Origin of the sequence: [Borrelia] turdi (genome assembly GCF_030439285.2) — a bacterium.
Classification (GTDB): Bacteria; Spirochaetota; Spirochaetia; order Borreliales; family Borreliaceae; genus Borreliella; species Borreliella turdi.
In genome coordinates, this window is sequence record NZ_CP124018.1 from 843315 (window position 1) to 868846 (window position 25532).

At 27.9% G+C, this 25532-nt stretch carries 25 protein-coding genes; 21 read left to right on the top strand and 4 right to left on the bottom strand.

What is annotated here, in order from left to right; genetic code table 11:
- The first annotated feature begins 1 nt into the window (after position 1).
- The 11 genes from infB (at position 2) to QIA31_RS04630 (ending at position 14369) form a co-directional block, all read left to right on the top strand.
- Positions 2-2587: a translation initiation factor IF-2 gene (gene infB / locus QIA31_RS04580; protein WP_301394411.1), complete on the top strand. Its 2586-nt coding sequence runs from the start codon at positions 2-4 to the stop codon at positions 2585-2587.
- A 24-nt stretch (positions 2588-2611) separates the two neighbouring features.
- Entirely contained in the window at positions 2612-2974 is a 363-nt protein-coding gene (gene rbfA / locus QIA31_RS04585; protein ID WP_151060442.1) for a 30S ribosome-binding factor RbfA, read from the top strand.
- A 2-nt stretch (positions 2975-2976) separates the two neighbouring features.
- Positions 2977-3825, top strand: a complete 849-nt coding sequence (gene truB / locus QIA31_RS04590; RefSeq protein ID WP_301394412.1) for a tRNA pseudouridine(55) synthase TruB — start codon at positions 2977-2979, stop codon at positions 3823-3825.
- Positions 3826-3992: 167 nt separating this feature from the next.
- On the top strand, positions 3993-4259 hold the full coding sequence (gene rpsO / locus QIA31_RS04595; RefSeq protein WP_151060444.1) for a 30S ribosomal protein S15: 267 nt from the start codon (positions 3993-3995) through the stop codon (positions 4257-4259).
- Between the two features lie 14 nt (positions 4260-4273).
- Positions 4274-6442 (top strand): polyribonucleotide nucleotidyltransferase, encoded by a 2169-nt coding sequence (pnp, locus tag QIA31_RS04600; RefSeq protein WP_301394413.1) that lies wholly within the window; start codon positions 4274-4276, stop codon positions 6440-6442.
- 7 nt (positions 6443-6449) lie between these two features.
- Positions 6450-7976, top strand: coding sequence for a hypothetical protein (locus tag QIA31_RS04605; protein WP_301394414.1), 1527 nt, complete (start codon positions 6450-6452; stop codon positions 7974-7976).
- Positions 7951-9240: an LptF/LptG family permease gene (locus QIA31_RS04610; protein WP_301394415.1), complete on the top strand. Its 1290-nt coding sequence runs from the start codon at positions 7951-7953 to the stop codon at positions 9238-9240. Before QIA31_RS04605 ends, QIA31_RS04610 begins: the two co-directional genes overlap by 26 nt.
- Positions 9237-10304 carry an LptF/LptG family permease gene (locus tag QIA31_RS04615; RefSeq protein WP_301394416.1) on the top strand — a complete coding sequence of 356 codons (1068 nt, stop codon included), beginning with the start codon at positions 9237-9239 and terminating at the stop codon, positions 10302-10304. The genes QIA31_RS04610 and QIA31_RS04615 overlap by 4 nt, the downstream gene beginning before the upstream one ends.
- 21 nt (positions 10305-10325) lie before the next feature.
- Positions 10326-11453, top strand: a complete 1128-nt coding sequence (gene tgt, locus QIA31_RS04620; RefSeq protein ID WP_301385950.1) for a tRNA guanosine(34) transglycosylase Tgt — start codon at positions 10326-10328, stop codon at positions 11451-11453.
- Positions 11446-12966: a murein biosynthesis integral membrane protein MurJ gene (gene murJ, locus QIA31_RS04625; RefSeq protein WP_301394417.1), complete on the top strand. Its 1521-nt coding sequence runs from the start codon at positions 11446-11448 to the stop codon at positions 12964-12966. The genes tgt and murJ overlap by 8 nt, the downstream gene beginning before the upstream one ends.
- Positions 12963-14369: a HEAT repeat domain-containing protein gene (locus QIA31_RS04630; RefSeq protein ID WP_301394418.1), complete on the top strand. Its 1407-nt coding sequence runs from the start codon at positions 12963-12965 to the stop codon at positions 14367-14369. The genes murJ and QIA31_RS04630 overlap by 4 nt, the downstream gene beginning before the upstream one ends.
- Before the next feature lie 27 nt (positions 14370-14396).
- Here the strand turns inward: QIA31_RS04630 and coaBC are convergent, their stop codons facing one another.
- Positions 14397-15569, bottom strand: a complete 1173-nt coding sequence (gene coaBC, locus QIA31_RS04635; RefSeq protein ID WP_301394419.1) for a bifunctional phosphopantothenoylcysteine decarboxylase/phosphopantothenate--cysteine ligase CoaBC — start codon at positions 15567-15569, stop codon at positions 14397-14399.
- Positions 15570-15641: 72 nt separating this feature from the next.
- Between coaBC and QIA31_RS04640 the strand changes: the two genes are divergently transcribed.
- The 9 genes from QIA31_RS04640 to miaA all read left to right on the top strand — a co-directional run bounded on the left by QIA31_RS04640 (position 15642) and on the right by miaA (position 23057).
- Complete coding sequence (locus tag QIA31_RS04640) at positions 15642-15818, top strand: DUF997 family protein (RefSeq protein ID WP_301385956.1); 177 nt, start codon at positions 15642-15644, stop codon at positions 15816-15818.
- A 75-nt stretch (positions 15819-15893) separates the two neighbouring features.
- Positions 15894-17228: a sodium/pantothenate symporter gene (gene panF, locus QIA31_RS04645; protein ID WP_301394420.1), complete on the top strand. Its 1335-nt coding sequence runs from the start codon at positions 15894-15896 to the stop codon at positions 17226-17228.
- Positions 17229-17240: 12 nt separating this feature from the next.
- Positions 17241-18188: an RluA family pseudouridine synthase gene (locus tag QIA31_RS04650; protein ID WP_301394421.1), complete on the top strand. Its 948-nt coding sequence runs from the start codon at positions 17241-17243 to the stop codon at positions 18186-18188.
- Positions 18163-19104 carry a hypothetical protein gene (locus tag QIA31_RS04655; protein ID WP_301394422.1) on the top strand — a complete coding sequence of 314 codons (942 nt, stop codon included), beginning with the start codon at positions 18163-18165 and terminating at the stop codon, positions 19102-19104. The genes QIA31_RS04650 and QIA31_RS04655 overlap by 26 nt, the downstream gene beginning before the upstream one ends.
- On the top strand, positions 19094-20500 hold the full coding sequence (murC, locus tag QIA31_RS04660; RefSeq protein WP_301394423.1) for a UDP-N-acetylmuramate--L-alanine ligase: 1407 nt from the start codon (positions 19094-19096) through the stop codon (positions 20498-20500). Before QIA31_RS04655 ends, murC begins: the two co-directional genes overlap by 11 nt.
- A 10-nt stretch (positions 20501-20510) precedes the next feature.
- Entirely contained in the window at positions 20511-21377 is an 867-nt protein-coding gene (locus QIA31_RS04665; RefSeq protein ID WP_301394424.1) for a YicC/YloC family endoribonuclease, read from the top strand.
- A complete protein-coding gene (cmk, locus tag QIA31_RS04670; protein WP_151073690.1) occupies positions 21374-21910 on the top strand; it encodes a (d)CMP kinase in 537 nt (178 codons plus the stop codon). The genes QIA31_RS04665 and cmk overlap by 4 nt, the downstream gene beginning before the upstream one ends.
- A gap of 39 nt (positions 21911-21949) precedes the next feature.
- Complete coding sequence (locus QIA31_RS04675) at positions 21950-22150, top strand: DNA-directed RNA polymerase subunit omega (RefSeq protein WP_151060459.1); 201 nt, start codon at positions 21950-21952, stop codon at positions 22148-22150.
- The gene (miaA, locus tag QIA31_RS04680; protein ID WP_301394425.1) at positions 22137-23057 is read left to right on the top strand and encodes a tRNA (adenosine(37)-N6)-dimethylallyltransferase MiaA; all 921 of its coding nucleotides are present in this window, start codon (positions 22137-22139) and stop codon (positions 23055-23057) included. Before QIA31_RS04675 ends, miaA begins: the two co-directional genes overlap by 14 nt.
- Positions 23058-23198: 141 nt before the next feature.
- Here the strand turns inward: miaA and QIA31_RS04685 are convergent, their stop codons facing one another.
- Positions 23199-23570, bottom strand: a complete 372-nt coding sequence (locus tag QIA31_RS04685) for a hypothetical protein (protein ID WP_151073693.1) — start codon at positions 23568-23570, stop codon at positions 23199-23201.
- A gap of 80 nt (positions 23571-23650) precedes the next feature.
- On the opposite strand from QIA31_RS04685, the gene QIA31_RS04690 reads away from it, so the two are divergent.
- Positions 23651-24196 (top strand): hypothetical protein, encoded by a 546-nt coding sequence (locus QIA31_RS04690; RefSeq protein ID WP_301385970.1) that lies wholly within the window; start codon positions 23651-23653, stop codon positions 24194-24196.
- Here QIA31_RS04690 and QIA31_RS04695 read toward each other — a convergent pair.
- Together QIA31_RS04695 and QIA31_RS04700 are read right to left on the bottom strand one after the other, a co-directional pair.
- On the bottom strand, positions 24189-24971 hold the full coding sequence (locus QIA31_RS04695; protein WP_301394426.1) for a phosphodiester glycosidase family protein: 783 nt from the start codon (positions 24969-24971) through the stop codon (positions 24189-24191). The genes QIA31_RS04690 and QIA31_RS04695 overlap by 8 nt on opposite strands.
- Positions 24964-25479: a hypothetical protein gene (locus QIA31_RS04700; RefSeq protein WP_151060464.1), complete on the bottom strand. Its 516-nt coding sequence runs from the start codon at positions 25477-25479 to the stop codon at positions 24964-24966. The genes QIA31_RS04695 and QIA31_RS04700 overlap by 8 nt, the downstream gene beginning before the upstream one ends.
- Positions 25480-25532: the final 53 nt, after the last annotated feature.

A 25532-nucleotide genomic window follows, 5' to 3' on the forward strand; every position in this document is an offset into this window, starting at 1 on the left:
TTTGTCGAAAGATATTGATAATAATAAAAATGAAGATGGTAAAAAAATTAAGATTATTAAGTTAAGAAAGAAAGTAGTAAAGATTGTAACGCATAACGATTTAAGCAGTAAAAATAATTCAAATAGTTCTATTGATGATTTGCATAAATACAACAACAAAGTTGGATATTCTCAAAATAGAGACAACAGAACTGGTGAATATTCACAAAATAGGGACAATAGAGCTGGTGGGTATGCACAAAACAGAGACAACAGAACTGGTGGGTATGCACAAAGCAGAGACAACAGAACTGGTGGGTATTCACAAAACAGAGACAACAGAACTGGTGGGTATGCACAAAACAGAGACAACAGAACTAGTGGGTATGCACAAAGCAGAGACAACAGAACTAGTGGGTATGCACAAAACAGAGACAACAGAACTGGTGGGTATGCACAAAGCAGAGACAACAGAACTGGTGGGTATGCACAAAACAGAGACAACAGAGCTGGTGGGTATGCACAAAGCAGAGACAGCTTAGCTTCTCAATATCAAGGTTCGATAAAGAAAACATATGTTGCCAAAAATAACCCTCAAAATAAATATACTGCTCCCATGTCTTTTAGAAGAGTTATAAAAGCCAAAGTTCCTTCTATTGTTAGCAGCACGTCTTCAGTAGATTCTGAGAATAGTAAAGAATTAAATCGTAAGCTTGGTGAGAAGAAAAAACAGCAACAAGAAAGTCAAAAAAGCTATAAGAGGAAAAAAGCAGAAACTGAGAGTAAGACAATTGAGCAAAAGGTTTTTGAACAACTTCAAAAAAAGAAAAGAGAAAATTTAGCTAACCCTATTCCAAAATCAATTGACATTATGGGTAGCATTACTGTCTCTGATCTTGCAAGAAAGATGAATTTAAAATCTTCTGATTTGATTGCCAAATTAATGGCTTTGGGCGTAATGGTAACTATTAATGAAAAGATAGATTCTGATACGGCAACTATTTTAGTTGAAGAATATGGCTCAAAAGTCAATGTTGTTTCTATTTATGATGAAACGGTTATAGAAGAAGAGATAGAAGATCATAGCAAAAGAATTGAAAAACCCCCTGTTATTACAATAATGGGACATGTTGATCATGGTAAAACCAAACTACTTTCTGTGCTTCAAAATATAGATATAAATCAAACAGAATCTGGCGGCATTACTCAGCATATTGGAGCTTATACTATTGTTTATAATGATCGAGAAATAACATTTTTAGATACTCCTGGTCATGAAGCTTTTACCACGATGAGAAGTCGTGGGGCTCAAGTTACAGATATTGTTGTTCTTGTTGTGTCAGCAATTGACGGAGTTATGCCTCAAACTATTGAGGCTATTAATCATGCAAAAGAAGCAAATGTTCCGATTATTGTTGCTATAAATAAGATTGATTTGCCAGATTCAAATCCTGATAAAATTAAACATCAGCTTTCAGAGTACGACTTGGTGCCTGAAGATTGGGGGGGAGACACTATTTTTGTGTTGATTTCTGCTCTTAAAAATATAGGAATTACTAAGCTTATTGATATGATTCTTTTGCAGGCAGATATGATGTTATTAAAGGCAAACCCATCTAAAAGAGCTATTGGGAAAGTACTTGATGCCAAGATTGATTTGGGGCGAGGAATAGTTTGTTCTGTTATTATTGAGGATGGGACCCTTTATGTAGGAGATTCTTTTGTGGGTGGAGCGTGTTATGGTAAAGTTAAGGCATTAATTAGTGATAAGGGTGTTCCTGTTAAGAGTGTTGGACCCGCTAAAGCTATTAGTGTTTTAGGATTTTCTTCAATGCCTCAGGCTGGGGATCCTTTTCAAGTAACTAAAACTGAGAAAGAAGCAAAATTGATCAGTTCTAAAAGACAAGATCTTAAAAAGTATGAATCTTCTAAAAATGTAAAGAAAGTTACTATGTTAAATCTTTATGATTCAATTAAAGAAGGAGCGCTTAAAGAACTTAAAATAATTTTAAAAGCAGATGTTCAAGGCTCAGTCGAAGCTTTAAAGAATTCTCTTGAAAAATTAACAAACGATGAGGTTAGAGTAAGAGTTGTGCACTCATCAGTGGGTGTAATAACTGAAACAGATATTAGCTTTGCTTCAGCAAGCGATGCTATTGTTATTGGGTTTCATGTAAGACCTACTGTAAAAGCCCAGATACTTGCAGATCAGGAAAAAGTTGAAATTAGAAAGTATAATGTTATTTATGATGCTATAAGTGATGTTAAATCAGTTCTTGAGGGTATGCTTGAGCCAGATATTGAGCAGCAGTTTATTGGCTTTGCTGAAGTAAGAGCTGTAATTAATGTTCCTAAAGTTGGGGTAATAGCCGGTTGTTATGTTTCTCGGGGTTTAATGAAACGAGATGCGATTGCTAATGTAATGAGAGATGGTTTGCAGATACATTCTGGTAAAATTTCATCTTTAAAGCGATTTAAAGATGATGTTAAAGAAGTTGCTGAACAATATGAGTGTGGTATTATGATTGACAACTATGCTAATATTAGAGAAGGAGACATAATTGAAGCATTTGAGGTAAAAAGGGTAAAAAAATCTTTTAAAACTTAGCATTGCTTTTATTTATATGTGTTTATGTATAAGAATATAAAAAAATTTAAACTCGAGAGTTTAATTGCTCAAGAAATTGGCAATTTAATAGTGGGTAGGGGAATTAAAGATCCCAGAATTCATTCATTTTTGACTGTGGTTAAAGTAGAATTTTCAAAAGATTTAATAAATGCCAAAGTGTTTATTGGTTCTATCAAAGAGGGTGCTTCTTTGGATAATGCAGTTAAAGCTTTAAATAATGCTAAGGGATTTATTCAAAGTCAAATTATTAAGCGAATTAAAGTTAGAAGTACTCCTAAATTATTATTTGTTAAGGATGATTCTCTTTCTAAATCGTTTTATGTTAATAAAATAATCGAAGGATTAAATATTACAAGAGAGAATTAAATTTGGAAAACGGATTCCTTTTAATTAATAAAGAACAAGGCAAAACTTCCTTTGAAACTCTTTTTCCTATAAAAAAGTACTTTAATACAAATCATGTTGGGCATTCTGGTACGCTTGATAAATTTGCAAGTGGAATTTTAATTGCTCTTGTAGGAAAATATACTAAGCTTGCAAGCTATTTTATTTCTTTAGATAAAGAGTATATAGCAGAATTTAGATTTGGATTAGAAACAGATACTCTTGATCCAAATGGAAGAATAGTTGATAAAAAAGATTATATTCCCAATTTAGAGGATATAGATTTAAAGCTTAAAGATTTTGTGGGAGAGATTTATCAAAGTCCCCCTAGATTTTCTTCTGTTCATATTGATGGCAGCAGGGCCTATAAACTTGCTTTGAATGGAAAGATTTTTGAAATTAAAAAGCGAAGAGTAAATGTTTATGATATTCAAAGATTAAGTTACGATTGTGCTTCTTCTTTGCTTAGTTTGAAAATTAGTTGTTCAAAAGGTACTTATATTAGGAGCATTGCAAGAGATTTAGCTTATTCTTTAAATACTTGCGCTTATGTTAGCAATTTAAAAAGAACTAAGGTAGGTATGTTTAGATTAGAAGATTCCACGTTGTGTGAAAATTTGAGTAAAGCTTCCTTGATTAGTTTAGAATCTTTAAGAATTTTTGAAAAGGTTTACATTGATTCTAACAAGGTAAACCTTGTTAAAAATGGGGCTTACGTTGAAATTCAAGTCAATATTAATGAATTTAAGGTTTTAAAATCTAGAGAAGAGGAAGTATTAGCGGTCATTCAAGGAATAGGTTTGAATAAATATAAATATGTTGTTATATTATAATTTTATTTTTTTTAAACAATTTAATAGTTTATTATTAAAAATAATTTTAAAAAGGTAAATTGTTTTTGTGATTTTTTAGAAAAAAGATTATAATCTATCATAGTAGTTAATTTAAATTATAGCAATAGGTTGTTAGAGCTTTGCTATAATGGTATAGGAGTTGCTTTATGATAGATAAAAAGCAAAAGCAAAAAATAGTTTCTGAATTTGGGAAAAATGAAAACGATACTGGTTCTGTTGGGGTTCAGATTGCACTTATTACAGGTAGAATAAAGTATTTAACTGAACATTTAAAGATAAATAAAAAAGACCACAGTTCAAAAAGGGGCTTGTTAAAGTTGGTAGGGCAAAGACGAAGTTTATTGCGGTATTACCAGAAAAAAGATTTAGAAGCTTATAGGATATTGATATCTAAGCTTGGGCTTAGAAAATAAAAAGAGGTTGAATTTTGAGGAAAATATTAAAGTTGAAAATAGGCAAAGACGAGTTGGTATTTGAGACGGGATTTATGGCTAAGCAGGCTAATGGATCGGTTCTTGCAACTTATGGAGGATCTTCTGTTCTTGCAACTGTTTGTTGTTCAAGCAATGTAAGAGAAGATTTAGATTTTGTTCCGCTTTCTGTTGAATATAATGAGAAATATTATGCAGCTGGGAAGATCCCAGGAGGATTTATCAAAAGAGAAGGAAAGCCCAAAGATAAAGAAATACTTGTTTCTAGATTAATAGATAGACCAATGAGACCTCTTTTTGATAAAAGATTTGGTAGAGAAATTCAAGTAATTCCTACAACTTTAGCTACAGATCAGCTCAATCCTCCTGATATTGTTGGAATGAATGCTGCTTTTACGGCAGTTTTTTTATCAGATATTCCGTTTAATGGTCCAATTGCAGCTGTTAGAATGGTTTATTTGAATGGTAGGTTTATAGTAAATCCTTCGTTTGAAGAGATTCATGATTCTGATCTTGATATTGTTGTTGCAGGAAGTTTAAATGGAATTACAATGGTAGAAGGCGGCGCTAATGAGGTTGGTGAGGATATTTTGTTGTCAGCAATAGATGCTGCACATGAATATATTAAACAAATTTGCAATGCTCAAAAAGAATTTTTAGATATTGTAGGGAAAAAAGAAAAGCTTCCTTTAGCTTTTGAAGAAAAAATATTTGAATTTAAAGAGGAGCTTAGGGATTTTATTTATGCTGACCTTAAAGAAGCTTGTTTTGTTAAGGGAAAGCTTAATAGAGATAAAGCTATAACTTTGTTGAGAAATAAATCTTATGAGCATTTTTTTTCTCTTGAGAAATTGACTGAGAGCAATGAGTCTCTTTTCCATAAAGCCTTTGATGATTTTGAAAGAGAGATTGTTAGAAATTCTATTCTTAACGATATGATTAGAACAGATGGTCGAGCTCCTAATGAGATAAGAGATATTCTTGCAGAAGTTGATATTTTAAATAGAACGCATGGATCTGCACTTTTTACAAGAGGGGAGACGCAAGCTTTAGCGGTAACTACTCTTGGTACAAGTATCGATGAGCAAATAATGGATGATATTGATGGTGATAAGCGTCTTAATTTTATGCTTCATTACAATTTTCCTCCATTTTCAGTTGGTGAAACTGGTAGACTTATGACTGGTAGGCGTGAGATTGGCCATGGCCATTTGGCTCAAAGAGCTTTAGAATCAATGGTGCCTGGAAAAAATGATTTTCCGTATACTATTAGAGTGGTTTCTGAGATTTTGGAGTCTAACGGATCTTCTTCAATGGCTACTGTTTGCGCTGGGAGTATGTCTTTAATGTCTGCAGGGGTTCCTGTTAAAAGGCAAGTTGCAGGAATAGCCATGGGGCTTATTAGCGAAGGGGATAAATATGTAGTTTTAAGTGATATTCTTGGAGAAGAGGATCATTTAGGAGATATGGACTTTAAAGTTGCTGGTACAAAAAATGGAATTACTGGATTTCAAATGGATATTAAGATTGAAAATGTTACTAAACATTTAATGAAGGATGCTCTTGAACAGGCAAGAATAGGAAGAATGCATATACTCTCTATTATGAATGCCGTGATTCCGGATTCAAGAGCTGGTATATCTAAATATGCTCCTAAAATTGTTCAGCTACAAGTTGATATTGACAAGATATCTCTTGTAATAGGGTCTACTGGGAAAACTGTTAAGGCCATAACAGATGAATTTGAAGTTAAGGTTCAAATTGAACAAAATGGGAAAATTATTCTTTTCGGCGATGATGATTTTAAGATGCAAAAGGCTAGGGAAAAAATAGAGAGTATTGTAAGGGAACCAAAGGTAGGTGAAATTTATGAAGGGATTGTTAAAAAGATTAATAGCTTTGGGGCTTTTATTGAACTTACTCCTACAAAGGAAGGATTTTTAAGTACTCGCTTGAAATCCAGGGATAGCAAGTATGGTTCTGGAAGATTTGGGAATAGTAATAGATATTCCAGATTTGGTGGTAGTGGGGACAATATAAGGGGTAATGCAGGATTAGTTCGACCTCCAAAATTAGAAGAAGGGCAGAAAATTAAAGTTAAAATAATTGATATAGACAAATTTGGAAAAATTGATCTTGAAATTGTTAGAGATAAAGATTATTAAAATTAATATGAAATTTGTTTTAAATAATTTATTTAAAGGTTATCTTATATGTTTTGTCTTATTTTTTTCCTGTCTTACTACAAATAGATCTATTCAAAATAGGGTTATTCAAGATTCTAAAATTAGTGATTTTGTAGAAAAGAAAAAAGAAGCGGTTATCATTGATGATAATAATGTTGTTAATGAGAGTGAATTTAAAAGAGACTATTTGGTAGGATTAAAAGATAATGAATTTTTTTTCCTTAGTAATGCTTTTTTAAATGAAGATAATTTTTATTTTAAAAAGGCCAGAGAAAGTTATGCTAAGAAAAATATTGGCTTGACTAGCTATTATTTGAACAAAATAGTGGCTAATGAGAATCAGCATGATAGGGAATTGTTAGCTAAGGCAAATTTGTTTTTTGGATATGTAAATTATGAGAATGGCTTTTATGATCTTTCTGAATATAATTTTGATCTCTTTTTAAAAAATTATAAATATTCTCATGCTAGCTTAAGATTAGCTGAATTGAAATATCTTGTTAAAGAAAAATCAGATGCAATTTCTGCATTTAAAGAGATTAATGAATTTTCTATTTCAGGCTATGATAAAGAGATTTATGATTTTTTAAGTAATAAGCTTGGGGTAAGTCATTTAAACTTAGAATCCTTAGGCTTTCTTGACAATAGTGTTTTTGATATATTTGTTTTTAACGAGAATATATTTGTAACTAATATATTGGGTGGGCTTTTAAGGTACAATATTAAAAAAAATGATTATAGAGTCTACCTTAAAGATAAAAAAAGCATTTTTCTAAATGGCATTAGGGGTTTTTCAGAGTATAATGGAACAATTTATATTGGGGGAAAAAATGTTGTTTATTATATAGATAATACTGATGGAGATTTGAAGCAAATAAATGTTCCTAATAATGCTGATTTTAGCAATGTACAAGTTTTGCTTGGTGTTAAAAATGGAGTATTTGTTGGCACTTTAAATTCTGGGCTATGGTTTTATGATTTAAAAAATTGGAAAAATATACCACTTGGATCTAATAAAATTTCTTCAATGTGCTTTGATAGTGTGAAAAATTTATTATTAGTTGGAACAGTTGACAAGGCTATTTACAGTATTAATGTCGGTAATTTAGGGAAGATTGAGCATTTGGATTTTTTTAGCAAGAATGATAATGAAAAAAATATTAATTTTATAAAAAGATATAAAGATAGTTATTTTATTGGAACATATGGTGGGGGTCTTTTTGAATTAAATTTAAGTAAAAATAGCTATAAAAAGCACGTTATTGCCAATAATGTTAATGTTAATTATTTTATGGATATGGAGATTAAAGATCAAAAGCTGTTGTTTGCAACCTTTGATCATGGGCTATTGATTTATGATTCTGAAAATGACAATTGGGATTATTTTGGGCCTAATAATGGACTTCTTAATTTAAATTTAATAAAAGTTTCTAGATTTGAAAATTATGTTATATTGGCTACTCTTAATAATGGCTTGGTTTTTGTAGATGAAAATATTAAAAAACAGTTATGAGTCTTACATAATTACTGAATTTTTTAAATATTTTTTAATTACGTTTTTATTTTTCTTTTTCGTATTTTTTATAAATCAAATTTTATTCTTTATGAGAATACTTCTTCAAAATTATGTTCCCTTTTTTAAAGCTTTTATTTTTATTATATATTCTCTTCCTATGGTAATTGCGCTTTCTCCCCCTTTTGCTTCTTTGATTTCAGTAATTCTTACTATTCATAAATTCAAGATTAACAATGAAATTTTAGCTTTTCGTTCAATTGGTATATCAATTTTTGATTTGATTATTCCATTTTTTAAATTGGGAGTAGTTATTGTTTTTATATCTTTTATATCTAATGATATTTTACTTCCACTTGGATCTATTGGTAGGCTGAAAATTTTCAATGAAATAAAAGAAGAAGTCCCCCATTTAGTATTAAAACCTTATTCAAGCAAACAGTATGGAGATTTAATTTTTGTTTCTGGTGAGAAATCGGAAAATGGTTATAAAAATGTAACTTTTTTTGATAACACAAGGCTTAAGGGATTTGATAGAATATTTATGGCAAAAAATCTTGATATTAGAAAAGAAAATTTTCAAGTTTATTTTATTTTAAATGATGTTCTCTCTATTGCTTTAACAGACAGCGAAGGTGGATTTTATGATTATTTTTATGCAGATAAGATGAAATATTCAATTGATCAAGTTACATTTAGCGATAGTTTTTTATTAAATTATGTGACTCCTTCTCAAATGAGCATGAGAGATGTTATAAAATTAATTAAAAAGCAAAACAATTTAATCGTAGATTCAAATATAAAAAATAATCTAGAAGGGGACTTTTTAAGTTTAAATTTTTCAAATCTTTATTTAAATTACTTATACAACCAAAACTATTATGCAGATGAATCTTATGTTTTTGAAAATTTAAACTATATGTATAATTTAAATTTAAATTTTAAGCCTTATCAGGATAAAAGCATGAACCAAAATTTGGCTCTGTTTAATCTTGAATTTTATCAAAAAATTAGTTTACCACTTTCAGTTTTATTTTTTATTTTTTTAGCTTTTTCAATGGGAATGTGTTCTAATAGGAAGTATTCTATTATTCTTGAGCTTGTAATTTCAATTATCGTTTGTGTTTTTTATTGGGTAATGTTTATTGGTGGGAAAGTTTATACTGTGCAGTATGCACCAAATCCTATTATTGTTACTATTTTACCAAATTTAATTTTAATTATTGCAGGAGCAATTCTCTTTTTGAGATTATTGAAAAAATGAAAATAGATAAGCTTTTTGTAAGAAGCATCATTCTTACTTTTTTATCCATGAACTTACTTTTCATGATTTTAATTATGCTTGGTGATTTATTTGTTAATCTTCTCAATTATCTTGAAAAGAATGTTGGTTTTAAGGATATTCTTTATATTTATTATTTGTATTTGCCAAAAGCTTTCTCTGATGGAGTTGCTTTATCTTTTCTTTTTGCTATTTCTAATCTTATTGGTAATCTTTCTATGAGAAATGAAATAATAGGTCTTTTTAGTTGTGGAGTTTCACTTACCAGAATATTAAGACCAATAATTTTGATTAGTGCATTTATTTCATTTATTCTTTTCTTTTTTGATAATTATTTGGTAGTAGATACTGTAGCAAGAAGAGATATTCTTATTAGGAATAGTATTGGCAATAGTGGATCTAGTGATAAAACTATAATAATTAGAGATCTTGCTAGAGAAATTTATAATATTAAATCTTATGATATTGATGAGAATTCTTTTTCTAACTTAATGATTATAATTAAAAACAGTAAAGATGAGTTTCAAATAAGATATGATATAGATAAAGCTGAATGGAAAGATAATAAGTGGAAGCTTTATGGTATTAGAGAGTTTGTTAAGGCGGGTAGAAAAATTAAAGAGAATGCCTATGATGTTCTTGATGGGACAGGAATTATTAAGCTAGAACCTGACTACATAAGAACTGTGATGATGTCATCAAAGGCGTTAAATTTTACTAAACTTATTAATTGGATAAGTTTTCTCAAAAGTGAACATTTAAATTATTCTAATGCATTGTTTGATTTGTTAAATAGGGTATTTTTTTCATTTAGATTAATACTTCTTAGTTTTACTGTGGGCTTTATTGCTCTTGCTCTTAAAAAAAATATTTTCATACTCAGTTTATTAAATAGTATCGCTTTTGCTGTTGTTTATGTCATATCTATTGTAATTTTTAATTTTTTAGCGGATCTTGGTTATTTAGATATATATGTGGCAAGCTCTTTTACAACTATATTTTTTTTGATTGTTAATTTTTTTGTTTATAGGATTGTTAGGAAATAATATATTATTTAGGATGTTTATATGTTTAGAGTAATTAAGAATGACAAACATTCTAATGCAAGGGTTGGATTTTTAAATCTTCCTCATGGCAGAGTAGATACCCCTTGTTTTATGCCAGTTGGTACTTTGGGGGCAATGAAAGGATTAAAGCATACTGTTCTTGAGAAGTTAGAATGTAATTTGATGCTTGCAAATACTTATCATCTATATTTAAGGCCGGGTATTGAAACTATTGAAAAATATGGCGGTCTTCATAATTTTACAACTTGGAATAAAAATTTTTTAACTGATTCGGGCGGATTTCAGGTGTTTTCTCTTTCTAGTCTGAGAAAAATTGATTTAAAAGGTGTACATTTTAAATCTCATCTGGATGGATCTTATCATTATTTTACTCCTGAGGGAGTATTTGCTATGCAAGAAATTTTTGGCAGTGATATTATTATGCCACTTGATATTTGTAGTTCTTATGGGATTGATTATAATGAAGCTAATTTATATACAAATATTACAACCAATTGGGCTCGTAGTACATTGAAGTCTTATAAAAATAAAAAAGAAGGATACAACGGTCTTTTATTTTTAATAACTCAGGGAAATTTTTTTAAAGATTTAAGGAAAAGAAGTATCAATGATATATTAGAATTAGATAGTCCAGGTGTTGCTATTGGGGGTATTTCTGTTGGAGAGCCAAGAGAAAAATATTTAGAAATTCTTGAATATAGTTCTTTTCTTATACCAAAAGAAAAGCCAAGATATGTAATGGGCATTGGTACTCCTCATTACATACTTGATGCTATATACTATGGCATTGATATTTTTGATTGTGTTAATCCTGCAAGAATTGCTAGGCACGGGTCTCTTTTAACAGACAATGGGATAATGCGTATTAGTAAGAAAGAGTACAAAGAGGATACTTCTCCTGTAGAGAAAAATTGTGGGTGTACTTTATGTAAAAGGTATTCAAGAGGATATTTAAGGCATTTGATAAAATCAAGAGAGCTTTTTGGGATAATTTTGGCAAGTGAACATAATATTCACTATATGTTTCGGTTGATTTCAAAGATCAGAACCTCAATTTTAAATGATAATTTTTTAAACTTTAGAACTTCATATTTAAAAAAGTATGAAGAGGGAAATTTTGATGAATAAATATATTGTTTCTACAGTTTTGGTCATGATTTCTACTTTTTTTTCACGAATAATGGGATTTGCAAAGGTAAAGATTTTCTCTTATTATTTTGGTGCAAATCTTGATGCTGATATTTTTAACTATGTTTTCAATATTCCTAATAATTTGCGCAAAATTCTTTCAGAGGGCGCAATGACCTCAGCCTTTTTACCCGAATTTACATATGAAAAAAACAAATCGAAAGATAAAGCCGTTTCTTTTTTCAGGACTGTTATAACTTTTAATGTTATTTCTATTGGTTTAATTGTTTTAGTTATGATTATTTTTGCAAAGCCTATTATGTATTTTTTATCTTATTATAGGGGAGAAAACTTAATTTTTGCAAGTTCTATATTTAGTTATTTGGTATTGTATATTTTATTAATAAGTCTATCATCAATCTTCATATCTGTTTTAAATTCATATAAAATTTTTTTTATTCCTTCAATTTCACCTATTATGTTTTCTTTTGGAATAATATTGAGCATATTTTTATTTTATGATCGTTTTGGAATATATAGTGCTGTTATTGGAGTAATTTTTGGTGGGTTTTTGCAATTTCTGATTCCTTTTGTAAATTGCCTTATGATTGGTTTTGATTGGAAGCCAACATTTTATTTTAAAGAAAAGGTATTTTTAAATTTTTTAAGTAGATGGATTCGTATGATTTTTGGATTTTCTATTTCAATCGTTACTCAGCAGATTTCATTTGCATTAGCATCTACCCTTGAGATAGGAAGTGTTTCTATTCTTAGTAATGCTATAGTTTATTATCAGCTTCCTGTAGGAATTTTTTATATTTCTATTGCAACAGTAATTTTTCCTAAAATGGCAGAGTATGCTGTTTTGGATAATAATATAAAATTAAACATACTTTTAGTAGATGGAATTAAAATTTTATTGTTAATTTTTATTCCAGTGTCTTTTTTGATGTTTATTTGGTCTGATTATATTTTGAATTTATTTCTTATGGGGGGTAAGTTTTCTATTTATGATACTCAAAAAACAGCGGGTGTTTTAAAATGTTTCCTTTTAGGTTTACTTTTTTATTCGATGTTTAGTTTTTTTCAAAAATATTATTTTTCTATTCGCGATGCAAAAACACCATTTTATTTGAGTGTTTTATTTTCTATTCTTGATATTTTACTTTCTGTTTTTGGTATTAATTATTATGGTTTGAATGCTTTGGCATTAGCCCAATCTATTTCTTTTATGATTTGTGTAATTGTTTTTTATTTTATAATATTAAAAAGTGGAGTTAAAATTGACTTAATTGAAATTTTATTTATTCTTGTGAAGTCAATTTTAACTCTTTTCCCTTTATATATAGTTTATTTAATTTTTGAAAAGTTTCAGTGGGATGTGGGTTTTAGTTTTAAAAATTTTTATTTTTTAATTTTGGCAGGAATTGTTAGTATTTTTATTTTGTTTGTTTGTTATTTTCTTTTAGGAATAAATAAACTTTTTAAGTTTATTAGGAGGGATGCTTTATGAAATTCTTTAATTTTTTATTTTTTTTGTTTATTTTAAATGTGTATGCTCAAAATGTTAATTCCCCAGTTCTTCCTAAGCCCCCTTTGTTGCCTGAAGTTATAGAAAATAAGCTTGAGAGAGAAAATTTTTCTAAAGGCGATAATTTTTCTAATGTTGGTTTAGATAGTAAGTATGTTAACGATACAATTCTTTACGGACTTGATAGTCAAGTTACAAACATTATAAAAGCTCTTAAAAAATCAAGTGACAGTCAATATAACTTTTCTCTTAAAAAAAGACTTGAAAAAACCTTTAATGCCGAGATCAAAAAGGAAATACTTGAATTGTTTATTTCTCTTAAGTATTCAGGGGGTATTGATACGGCAAATTATATTCTTGAAAATTATGAGAGCAAAAGATATTCAAATGCTTTATTTAGTTTGGCAATTTTGTATCTTAAGGAGTTTGGTGATAAAGATAAATTAAAAAAAACTCTTATTGAGATTCTTGAAAATAAAGAGGGTAATGTGGTATCTATTGCAGCTTATTATCTAGGAGAACTTAATTCTCTTGAATATTCTAAAAATATGATGGAAGTTTTTGAAAAATATTCTGGAAATGATGGCACTAGAAAAGAAATACTTATTGCTCTTGGAAAAATGTCCGCTGTTGATTATCAGAATAAAATTCATGAAATTTCTATAGATAACTATGAGAGCCCATCAATTAAGGCTGCCGCAATTGAAGCGTTGTCATATCTTGCCCCAGATAAAGTGACTACAAATGCTGATTTGTATCTTCAGAGTAATAATAATAATTTAAATGTTAAATTGGCTATTATCGCTTCTTTATCTAAAGATCCTTCTTTGAAGTCCAAAGAGATTTTACAAGGATTTTTAAGAGATTCTGATGATAATATTAGATTTAAAGCTATTAATGCAATTAAAGGTCATAAGGACTCTTCAGCAAAGGATATTTTGATTTACAAGGTTAAAAGCGATCCATCTTTTAAGGTTAGGGAGGCTTCTGCTAAGGCTTTAATTGATATGGATCTTGGGGATATTGAGATTAAAAATATCATATTTGATTTTAAGATTGATAATAGTTTTAAAATATCAATGTTTAGCTACCTTTTAGATAAGGACTCTCTAAAAGCATTGTCAATTGCTTTAGAAATTGTTAACAAAGAAAATGTTAATAGACCTTCAAATGTTTTAAAAGGTATTGCTTCAATGTTGGCTGGTAAAAAGGGTAATTTTGATAATTTTTATTCTAAAATCATTGACAGTAAAAATGTTGATTTAAGGCATTTCGCATTAAAAGGAGCTATTTACAATAAATCCTCATCACTTTCTGATAAACTTAAAAAAATTAAAAGTGAAACTAACTCTGAATATATTAAAATGCTTTTAAAAGATTATTGATTATTGATAAACTATTATAAAGTAGTATTAGTATAAAATTTTTAAAATTTCTTTAGCTACTTTTGATTTTTCCATTTCTGGTAATTCTTTTATGCTGTGTTTATTTATTATATAAATTTTGTTTAAGTTTGAGCCGAAATATTTAAGTTCATTTGCAATAATAAAGTCCAAATTTTTCTTTTTTAGTTTTTCTTTTGCTTTTTGAATTAAATTTTTAGAATTCTCAGCGCAAAATCCAACAATAATTTGGTTTTTAAGTTTATTGTGTCCTATATGTTGGATTATGTCAGGATTTTTTACTAATTTTATATATAATCTATTTGTTTTATTTTTTTTAATTTTACTATTAAAAATGTGTTTGGGTCTAAAATCAGCAACAGCTGCAGCTCCAATTATTATTTCAAATTTATTATATATTTTGAGAACCTCTTTGTACATTTCCATTGCAGTTTTTATTTTTATAATATTTACCCCTTCAGGTTTATTTTCATTAGTTGGTCCTGTAATAATTGTGACCTGGGCTCCTAGCTTTATAGCCTCTTGGGCCAAACAAAATCCCATTTTTCCCGTTGATGTATTTGAAAAATAGCGAATTGGATCTATTAATTCTTCAGTTCTAGATGCCGTTATAAGTATTTTTTTGCTTTTTAAGCAATTTTTTTGGTTAAATTCATTTAATATTGTTTTTATAATTTTGTCTTCATTTTTAAGGCGTCCTAATGCATTTGATGAGCAAGCCAAAAATCCTTTATCAGGCTCAATAAATTTATAATGATAAGTTTTAAGCTTTTTTATGTTTTCTTTTAAAATAGGGTTTGAATACATTGTGTTATTCATTGCCATTGCAAAATAAGTAGGGGCTGTGCTTGCAGATATTATTGTAGTTAACGCGTCATTAGCAATTCCTGATGCAATTTTAGATATTGTATTGTAGGTAGCAGGAATAATAAGAATTAGGTGAGCCCATTTTGCAATTTTTATATGTTCGACCTCATTATGGTCTAAATCCCATAAATTAGTAATTATTTTGTTCTTAGAGATGGTTTCTAGAGTTAATGGAGTAATAAATTTAGTTGCATTTTTTGTCATTACAACTTTGACGTTGTATCCTAATTTAACTAAGCTAGAGACTATGTAAACTGACTTATAAGAGGCTATGCCTCCACATATACCAACTAATATATGCTTATTTTTATTCATATAATATATTATATAATATACATTATGTTTGAATTTATAAGTTTTGATATCCTTTTGCTAAGGTTGTTTTAAATGAGAAATAGGATTTTATATGTTGTATTATTGTATGTTTGTATATTTTTTTTATGGTGTTGTTTTGCATATTTTATTGATAGATCAGCTACTATATTTAATATTCCTTTGTGGTTTTTTTGGTCAGGAATTTTGTTTCCCGTTATAATTTTTTTTTGGTTTGTTTTTTTATTTTAGTAATTAGTAAAATTTAATATATTATTGATAATTTTTTATTTTTAGATTTTTTAAAAAATAAATAGAGGTAGTTTTTTGTTATTAAATAAATACTTTCTTGCAAATCGAAATATTAATTTTATTGTTATGGCCTTGTTATTTTCTTCTAGCTATATTAGTGCTAGCAGCTTTATTTCTGGTCCTTCTTCTGTTTATAAGTATGGTTTATCTTTTATATTATTAGCTACCATACAAATTCCTACGACTTTAATTACTTTTATTATTGTTGGGGAGAGATTAAATCGCGAATCAAAAAAAATTAATGCAATAAATATTGTTGATTATATTAGATATAGATATGAAAGTGATTTTTTGGCGATAATGAGTGGATGTGTATTAATTTTTTTTTCGATGTTTTTGATTTCTGCCCAATTAATAGGTGGCGCTAAGCTTATAGAAGTTTTTTTAGGTATTGATTATGCGGCGGGTCTTTTGCTTTTTGCTTTATTGGTTTTTATTTATGTATTTTTTGGTGGATTTAAAGCAGTAGCCTATACAGATTTGATTCAAGGATTTTTAATGCTAGTTTCATCTGTTATTTTGTTTTCTAAAATGTTAGATTTGGGAGGGGGTATTAATAATTTGTTCAAGACAGCGGTGTCTAGTTTAGATAAAAGCCTATTGCTCCCTTCAAATGTTGATCTAAGACCACAATATATAATTTCTTTTTGGATATTAATAGGAATAGGAATATTGGGACAGCCTCAGATTATTAATAATTTTATAGCATTTAAAGATGAGAATGCCATAAAATTTTCTCTTCCCATTTCTACTTTTATTATCAGTTTTTTAATTGTTTTAATGCATTTAATAGGGTTTTTTTCTATTATTCTTTTTCCAGATTTAAATCCAAATGATAAAGTTGTTTTAAATGTAGCTTTAAAAGTTTTAAATCCTTTTTCCCGTTTTATTTTTTTTATGGGCCTTTTATCTGCAATAATGTCCACAGTAGATTCAAATTTGCTCTTAATAACATCTGTTTTAATAAAGTCAATATTTATTTATAAAAAAGATTTAAAAGAAGACGTAAAGGTTAGTAGGGTAATAATGATTTCTAATGTTTTTTTTATTTTAGTAATACTTCTATTTTCTTTCTTTCCTCCCAATTTTTTATTCTTTGTTAATATTTTTGCTTTTGGGGCTTTAGAAGTTTTATTTTTCCCTATTATTGTTTTTGGACTTTATTTAAATTTTGCAAGCAAAATAGCAGCATTTGCATCTATGTTTTTGGGTTTGATATCTTATTTGTGCATTTTATGCTTTGGTTTTAATATTTGGTTTTTTCACCCTGTTGTTCCAGCATTTTTTATTTCTATATTTACATTTTTAATAGTTAATTTTTTTTGTAAAAAAAATAGCAAAGTTTATTAGGATGATTATTTTTTGCGTTTAGATAAGTATATTTTTTTAGAAATTCTTGCTAATGATAATGGCAAGCGATTAGATTCAATTTTAATTAAAATTTTAAATTTGTCTAAAGTTAGGATAATAAAACATATAAGAAAGGGTGACATTAGGCTGAATGGGCTCAAATCACATTTTTCATATAGAGTTTGTGAAGGTGATAAAATTTATTTGTATAAATCTTTAGCCGAAAGTTTGAACTTAACTATGGATGAATTTTATAAAAGCAATATTGATTTTCAATCTATTCGAAAAAGAATAATTTATGAGGACAGTGATTTACTTGTTGTGGATAAGCAAAGAGGCATTTTAGTTCATGGAGACAGAAGCTCTCTTGATTTTTTAGTAAATGCTTATCTTTTAAGAGAAGGCCTAAGATCTCTAAGCTTTAAGCCTTCGGCAGTTCACAGGCTTGACAGAAATACTTCTGGTATTATTATTTTCGCAAAAAATATAAATACTGCAAGGAAGCTAAGTACAGCATTTAGTAGCGGATCTATAACTAAAAAATATTTCGCAATACTTTTGGGTGAGGTTAAGTCATCTGTTGTTTATAAGAATCATTTATTTAGAAATAAAAGACTGAAAAAAACTTTTGTTTTAGAGGATAAAAAGTTTATTAATGCAATTACAAGGGTTAATCCAATATTATCTTCCAAAAGAGCTACTCTTGCTGAGATTGTTATTGAAACGGGCTTTACTCATCAAATAAGGTCTCAATGTTCGTTTAACAATCATCCTTTAGTTAATGACAAGAAGTACTGTGATAAATTCAAAAAAAGCAATTACTTTTTACATGCTTTTTTGGTAAAATTTAATCAAGCATTCTTTAAAAAGAATGTATTTTATGCTAAGCCCGGTTTAGAATTTTTAAAACAAATAAAAGATATTTTTGGTGTTTATGAATTTTCAGAATTTTTCAAGTGATTTTTTTTTAAAAAAAATATTAAGCAAGGTTAAAAACTTTGCAACTAGCATTAAGCATAAATTTATTAGGGTTAAGGTGTATGCACTAGTAGGATCTGCTGGAACTGGCAAGAGCTTTAGATCACATTTAGTAGCAGATAAGTATTCAATACCTTTAATAATTGATGATGGCGTTTTAATCAAGGATATGAAAATTATTGCTGGGAGTTCTGCTAAGTTTGAAGATAATGTTTTTAGGGCAGTAAAGAGATCTGTATTTGAAGATTATGCTCATTGCAGTGAAGTGCTTGAAGTTCTTGGAAGAGAAGAATTTAATAAAATATTAATATTAGGAACAAGTCTTAAAATGATAGATAAAATAATCTCAAGGCTTTTATTGCCAAATGTTTATAAGATTATTTACATAACAGATGTTTCAACTAAACAGGAAATAGAAAAAGCAAGGATTTCAAGGCAAATGGGAGAGCATGTTGTACCAGCAGCTGCTTTTGAAATAAGGTCTGTTAGACCCAATTTACTATTAAATCCAATTAAAGTTTTTTTTAAAAGCGGATGGTTCTTTGCTAAGAAGAGAAATTATATTCGATCTGTTGTAAGGCCTCATTTTTATGAAGAAGGGGTTTTATCTATTTCTAAAAGAGCTGTAAGGCAAATTATTGAGCATTGTGTTTCTGAGTATGATAGAAGTTATATTGTTTATGATCTTAAAATTAAAAAAGATGGAAGCAATTATCTTTTTAAGCTATTTTTGAATGTTCCTCTTGGAAATAACTTATTCAATAATACAGAAATGCTTAGGACTTATATTATTACGAACGTACTTAAGTATACAATAATTAATATATTGTCTATTGATATAGTTATACATAAATTTTATGACAGAAAAGATTATTTAGAAGAGAGCTATGAAAATTAATTTTGACAGTTTGAATAATATTTTTTTTGTAGGAATAAAGGGGAGTGGAGTTTGTTCTCTAGCTTGTTTTTTAAATTCAAAAGGTTATTTTATAGAAGGGGTAGATATTCCCGATAAATTTTATACTGATGAGATTTTGAGTAATAATAAGATTTCTTATTATGAAAATATTTATGAGTTTTCATTAAAGGAGCTTGATAGGTCTTTTGATTTAATAGTATATTCTTCAGCTTATGATAAGGATGGTTTGCAAGTTTTACTTGAAGCAAAAGAATTGAATATACCTATTTTATCTTATCCTGAGGTTCTTGGTGAACTTTCTAAAAAATACTATAGTATTGGAATTGCAGGCTCTCACGGTAAAACCACTACTACGGCGTTTTTAGGTATTCTTTTTAACAAATTAGGATTGAATCCCAATGTTATTGTGGGATCAAGTGTTAAAGATTTTGAAGATAATTCTGCAATAGCTGGTATTAGTAATATTTTTATTGTTGAGACTTGTGAATATAAAAAACATTTTTTGCATTTTATTCCCAATATGCTCATTTTAACCAATGTTGATTATGAACATGTTGATTTTTTTAAAAATTATGAGTCCCTCGAAGATGCTTTTTTACAATATATTAATAATTTGAAAAAAAATGGAATATTAATAATTAATTCTGATGATAATAATTTACTTAAGATTAAAAGGAAAATCAATAGAAAAGATATAAATATTTTTAGCTTTGGATCTAGAGATTTGTCGAATTTTCAAGTAAGTAACATTGCAGTTAAGAATGAATATTTTTGTTTTTCTTTTTTAGGCTTTTGTAATATTGAGCTTAAGACTGTTTTATTTCATAATGTATTAAATTTTTCAGCAGCGCTTTTGGCTTTAAATTTTTTTTTGAAAAGTAAGGGAAAATCAATTTTTAATTTTGAAGAATCGGTAAAGAGAGTTGCAAAAAATTATAGTGGGATAAAAAGAAGGGCTGAAGTTGTTAAAGAGGAAAAGGGAGTAATTTATATGGACGATTATGCTCACCATCCTAGGGAAATTAGAGAAACGCTTTTGGGTGTTAAAAATTTTTATAAGAACAGGCGTATAATTTTGGATTTTATGCCCCATACTTTTACAAGAACAAAAGAATTTTTTGATGATTTTGTTGAAGTTCTAAGTGTTGCTGATATATTAATTTTGCACAATATATATCTTACTAATAGAGAGAATTTTAATCCAGACGAACTTTCTGTTAAATTATTTTCAAATATTAAAAAAATAAATAAAAACACTTATCTTTTTAAAGATGTCAAAGACTCTATTAACTTTATAAAAAGTTTATTAATATCAGGAGATTTGTTTATTACAATGGGCGCTGGAAATAATTTTATTTTACACGATTTTCTGTAAGGGTATTATAGTGAAAAGCATGACGGGATTTTTTTATTTGGAAAAGATAATCGGTAACTATATGTTTAGCGTTAATTTGAAATCCTATAATGGAAAATTTTTAGAATTTAAATTTAGGTTGCCAGAAATTTTTTCTGGGTATGATCTTGATATAAGAAATTTGATTTCGAAATATATCAGTAGAGGTAATGTTTTTTTAAATGTAGGATATAAAGAATTGGTTCCTCGTATGAATTTTACGGTTAATCCTAATTATATTGAAGCTATTTCTAGACTTAGAGATTCTTTGGCGCATACTAATCTTAATATTAAAAACGAACTAAGTTTGGGTGATTTTTTATCCTTAAAAGGAGCTTTGATAATAGATGAGGATAGTGATCATCAAGAAGAGATTTATGGGTTGTTTAAAGGTGTTTTAGAGGAAACCTTATTTCATTATAATAATGGGAGAAGTTTTGAAGGAGAAAATACTAAATCAGATATAGTGTCAACCCTTGTGCTAATAGAGCAGGATCTTAAGGTTGTTAAGGATGCTTGTAATGATATAAATGCCAGATTATTTGCAAGTATTAAAGAAAATATCTCTAAATTGATGGATGAATTTAGAGATATAAGTATTGCAGAAGAGGCAGCTAAAATGGCAATTCGTCTAGATATCAATGAAGAGATCATGCGTTTAGATTCTCATATAGAAACTTTTTATAAAAACCTTGAATATGAGATATGTGGTAAAGTTCTTGAATTTATTTCTCAAGAAATGCATAGAGAAATAACAACTATGAGTAATAAGGCAGTTGATCTTGATATTAAAAATTTGATTTTTAATATCAAGTTAAATTTAGAAAAAATAAAAGAGCAAATAAGGAATGTTGAATGAAAATAGCACTTTCTGGTAAGAGTGGTTGTGGTAATACTACTGTTAGTAATATGCTTGCAAAACATTATGGTCTTGAGTTTATTAATTATACTTTTCACGATATTGCAAGAGAACATAATATTCCTTTTTCGGAATTTTACAAGAAAGAGATAATAGGAAGAGATGATTATTATTGGGATAGGTATCTTGATAAAAGATTGTCTTTACTTTCTAAAAAAAACAATACAGTGCTTGCTTCGCGCCTTGCTATTTGGATTTCTAAGAGCGCTGATTTAAAAATATATCTTTATGCTAAAATGGAAGTCAGAGCTGAGAGAATAATGACTAGAGAGGGGGGGATGTATTCTGATGTTTTAAGTAGTACTTTTAATAGAGATGAAAATGATAAAAAAAGATATTTATCTATCTATAATATAGATATTGATGATTATTCTTCGCAGACCGATTTAGTGATTGATGTTACAAATATCAGTTCAAATGAAGTTTTTGAATTAATTCGAGATGAAATTGATAAAAGAAACTTAAAAAATTAGCCAAACTTATTTAATATGTTTAGTTTGTAAGGAGATTAGATGACTAAAGTGCCTTTAAAAAAAATACAAGATTTTGATGGAAATTTTTATGAACTTGTTGTTGCAACTATAATGCGTACAGAACAAATCATAGACAATATTTCTTTAGCAGAACATGTTGTCTATGATGATAAAATATTAGGACAAGCTTTTAATGATGTTTTGACTGGTAAATTTATCTATTCAATTGAAGGAAGATAGAATAGTTTTTATTTTTGGCCCTACAGCTGTGGGCAAAAGCAATATTTTGTTTCATTTTCCAAGAAATAAAGCAGAAATTATTAATGTTGACTCTATTCAAGTATATAAAGAGTTTAATATAGCTTCTTCAAAGCCAAGTAAAAATTTAATGAAGCATATAAAGCATCATTTAGTAGATTTTTTAGATCCCGAAAAAGAGTATGCTCTTGGCATTTTTCACGAGCAAGCTTTAAGAATAGTAAAAGAATTAAGACAGAAAAAAAAAATTCCTATATTTGTAGGAGGTACCGCTTTTTATTTTAAGCATTTAAAAGATGGATTTCCTTCAACGCCTTTGGTTACTTCTGAAATAAGAATTTATGTAAATAATCTTTTGGATCTTAAAGGTAAATACTATCTTTTAAAAGAATTGCAAAATGTAGACCCCATTAGATTTAATATGTTAAATAAGAATGATATTTATCGTATTAAAAGATCTCTTGAGGTCTACTACCAAACAGGAATTCCTATTAGCCAATTTGAAAAAAAACAAAATAGCGAATTTAAAAATATTATGATTATAGGGCTTAAAAGGTCTTTTGAAGATTTAAAAACTAGAATATCAATAAGAATTAATGAAATGCTCGATAGTGGATTACTTTCTGAGATTAAAGGTTTGTTTAGAAAGGGTTACAATGAAAATACTCCCGCTTTTAAAGGGATAGGCTATAATGAGTTTTTATTATGGAAAAGTAGACCTTGTTATGGTTTAAATGATATAATAAGTTTGATAAATAAAAATTCATTTTTATATGCAAAAAGGCAAATGACCTTTTTTGCGAAGATTTCTAATGTTTTATGGCTTCATCCAGAGGATGATTTGGACAACATTTTGAATTTAATTTTTAAAGTTGATAAGGAGATTTAAGGAGTGCCTTGCGGAAGAAAAAGAAAATTAAAAAAAATTTCTACTCATAAAAGGAAGAAAAAAAGAAGGAAAAATAGACATAAGAAAAAAAATAAATAATTTGTTTTATTGATAGGACTTTTTTTGGTTATGTAGTGGAGACTATTTAGAATGTTCAATTATTATGTTATTGACTATGTTTATGTCTTTGCTAAAGATGTAGCTTTTAGTTCCCTTATAATTGACTAGGATCCAATTCCCTTTAATTCCATAGCGTTCTGTTTTTTCTAGTGTTTTTTCAATTTTTACGATTTCGTCTTTTCTAAGTAGAATTGCGTAGTCATAATCCAATTCGCTATTTTTCTTAGTGCTTTTACTAAGAAAAGTATAGTCTTTTATTATTATACCTACTTTATTGCTAAAGCCAAGAATGCTACTTTTGGGCAAGTTCAATTTTTGAATTAGAGGAATTTTGTTATTTTTATTGCAAGCTAAAAGAATTAAGGATATTAAATATAATGTTTTTGTATTCATAATTTCCTTGATTTTTTATATACTACTTTAGTATATTACTATAATAATATAGTATTTTTTAGAATTTTTAAGGATTGTTAATGAAGAAATATCTTTTTTTTATTTTATTTCTCATCTCTTCTAATAATTTAATTATTTCTTATCCACTTTCTTTTGGTGGGGGGCTTTCTTATCAATTTACTAATTATACTGATAAAACAGGCTCCAATAAATTTGCTCCAAATTTTACTAGGACAGATCATGGGATTAATTTGAATTTATTTTTTGATGCAAATTATGTATTTTTTGAAATGTCTTACAAAGATGCTTTTGTTAATACTCATAATGGGAGATATTTCTCGTTTGGGCTTTATGGAACATATCCAATGGTTTTTAAAGAACAAGTTAGAATGCTTTTTCCATTAATTGGATTTAAATATGCTTTTGATTTGACTTCTAATAGCTACAATCTCTTTTTCTTAAGCATGGGGCTTGCTGCTGATCTTTTTATCCCAGATTTTGAAGGTTTATACATTAGGCCCTTGTTTATGCTTTCTATTTCTCCATTTTCTAATTATGAAAATTTTTCTGGATTAACAACTGAGATTATGCTTGGATTTAATATTGGTTGGAGATTTTCTAATTAGGAAGTTTTATTCCTAAATGAAATGGGACATATCTTTCTTGTCCAAAGATGTTTGTAGTGAAGTTTAATTTGTGAGGAGCGTTATTTGATTTTACAACGAGTGTGCTTGAGCCCCCTCCATCTAGGTTAATGGCATTGTCCATTTCATAACTTAATGCAAAATCAATAGCTTCATTTAGAGAAGCCCCTTTGCTATTGTTGACGCCTCTTCCTTCTATTGTAGCAAGAAATAAGTATTTGTTATTTTTGTCAGTTCCTATTATTGTTCTTGGGTGTCTTATGTCTTTGAAGTTTTTTTTATAATTTCCGTTTTTGATTAAAACAAAAAATCCGCTAAATCCGTAATCGGATTCTTTTATTTCTTCTTCTTCGGGATTTAATACAATTTTATTGTGTTTTATTGTAATCTCCCCATAGTTAGTTATTTGTTTTGAAATCAATTTTTTATCATATATGTATAGCCCTTTTGGAAAAAACATGTTTTGTTTAACTTCGTATGGACTTGTGTTAATTGCAATGTCAACATTGTTGGAGATTAAGAAATGACTTGTTGTCTGCCCTTTAAAGTAATAATTATTTAGCTTTTTATTGTAAATAGGTTTTGATATGGTGAATCTTAGATCTTTATTTTCAATTTTTACTAGAACATAATTGCTATTTATGAAATACCCTTTAATAATTTTGTATTTAACTTTTTTAGCAATTGAGTTGGACAGCATTAGTCCTGATGAAATACTTAAAATAAATATTAGTATTGTTAATATTTTTTTATTCATTTCTTTTTATTTTATAAGAATAAATGCTTTTGGGATAGCTTGTCAGTATGAGATTTTTAATCTGTGCTGCTAATTTTTTATTTTTAAATTTTATAAGATTAAATATTTGATAAATTATTTTGACATCTATATTTTTTTCATTATTTAAAATTTTTGCAATTTCTTTTTCATTAATATTATTTTCATTTATTCTTAATTTTAGTGAAATAATTTCGTTTTTTATTTTTTGATTGTTAATCTTTTTTTTATTTATTTTGTTTAAAAAATCATTGGCTTCTTTGTATTTTTTTATTTTTAGATAGTATTTTGTAATTAGTAGGTAATATTGTTCTAAGTCAAAATCTTTAATTTTATTTATTATTTCTAATTCTTTTGGTAAGTTATTAGTTAAATCATAAAGCATATATAGCTTTATTAAATTTTCTGTATTTTCCTTATTATTACTTTGTAATGCAAAAGGAGCAATTAATAAAAGTAATAAAATATAAAAAAAGGATAAGTAGTTCATAATTTATTATAAACTTTGTTTTGAGAATAATGAAAATAATTTAAAATCATTCT

Bases quoted from the DNA above. Each gene is read 5' to 3' on its own strand.
- rbfA (WP_151060442.1), top strand. From the start codon at position 2,612: ATGTATAAGAATATAAAAAAATTTAAACTCGAGAGTTTAATTGCTCAA.
- QIA31_RS04630 (WP_301394418.1), top strand. From the start codon at position 12,963: ATGAAATTCTTTAATTTTTTATTTTTTTTGTTTATTTTAAATGTGTAT.
- QIA31_RS04605 (WP_301394414.1), top strand. From the start codon at position 6,450: ATGAAATTTGTTTTAAATAATTTATTTAAAGGTTATCTTATATGTTTT.
- QIA31_RS04685 (WP_151073693.1), bottom strand. From the start codon at position 23,570: ATGAATACAAAAACATTATATTTAATATCCTTAATTCTTTTAGCTTGC.
- murC (WP_301394423.1), top strand. From the start codon at position 19,094: ATGAAAATTAATTTTGACAGTTTGAATAATATTTTTTTTGTAGGAATA.
- rpsO (WP_151060444.1), top strand. From the start codon at position 3,993: ATGATAGATAAAAAGCAAAAGCAAAAAATAGTTTCTGAATTTGGGAAA.
- QIA31_RS04615 (WP_301394416.1), top strand. From the start codon at position 9,237: ATGAAAATAGATAAGCTTTTTGTAAGAAGCATCATTCTTACTTTTTTA.
- QIA31_RS04700 (WP_151060464.1), bottom strand. From the start codon at position 25,479: ATGAACTACTTATCCTTTTTTTATATTTTATTACTTTTATTAATTGCT.
- QIA31_RS04655 (WP_301394422.1), top strand. From the start codon at position 18,163: ATGAATTTTCAGAATTTTTCAAGTGATTTTTTTTTAAAAAAAATATTA.
- cmk (WP_151073690.1), top strand. From the start codon at position 21,374: ATGAAAATAGCACTTTCTGGTAAGAGTGGTTGTGGTAATACTACTGTT.
- tgt (WP_301385950.1), top strand. From the start codon at position 10,326: ATGTTTAGAGTAATTAAGAATGACAAACATTCTAATGCAAGGGTTGGA.
- murJ (WP_301394417.1), top strand. From the start codon at position 11,446: ATGAATAAATATATTGTTTCTACAGTTTTGGTCATGATTTCTACTTTT.
- coaBC (WP_301394419.1), bottom strand. From the start codon at position 15,569: ATGAATAAAAATAAGCATATATTAGTTGGTATATGTGGAGGCATAGCC.
- QIA31_RS04690 (WP_301385970.1), top strand. From the start codon at position 23,651: ATGAAGAAATATCTTTTTTTTATTTTATTTCTCATCTCTTCTAATAAT.
- QIA31_RS04675 (WP_151060459.1), top strand. From the start codon at position 21,950: ATGACTAAAGTGCCTTTAAAAAAAATACAAGATTTTGATGGAAATTTT.
- QIA31_RS04640 (WP_301385956.1), top strand. From the start codon at position 15,642: ATGAGAAATAGGATTTTATATGTTGTATTATTGTATGTTTGTATATTT.
- QIA31_RS04695 (WP_301394426.1), bottom strand. From the start codon at position 24,971: ATGAATAAAAAAATATTAACAATACTAATATTTATTTTAAGTATTTCA.
- QIA31_RS04610 (WP_301394415.1), top strand. From the start codon at position 7,951: ATGAAAATATTAAAAAACAGTTATGAGTCTTACATAATTACTGAATTT.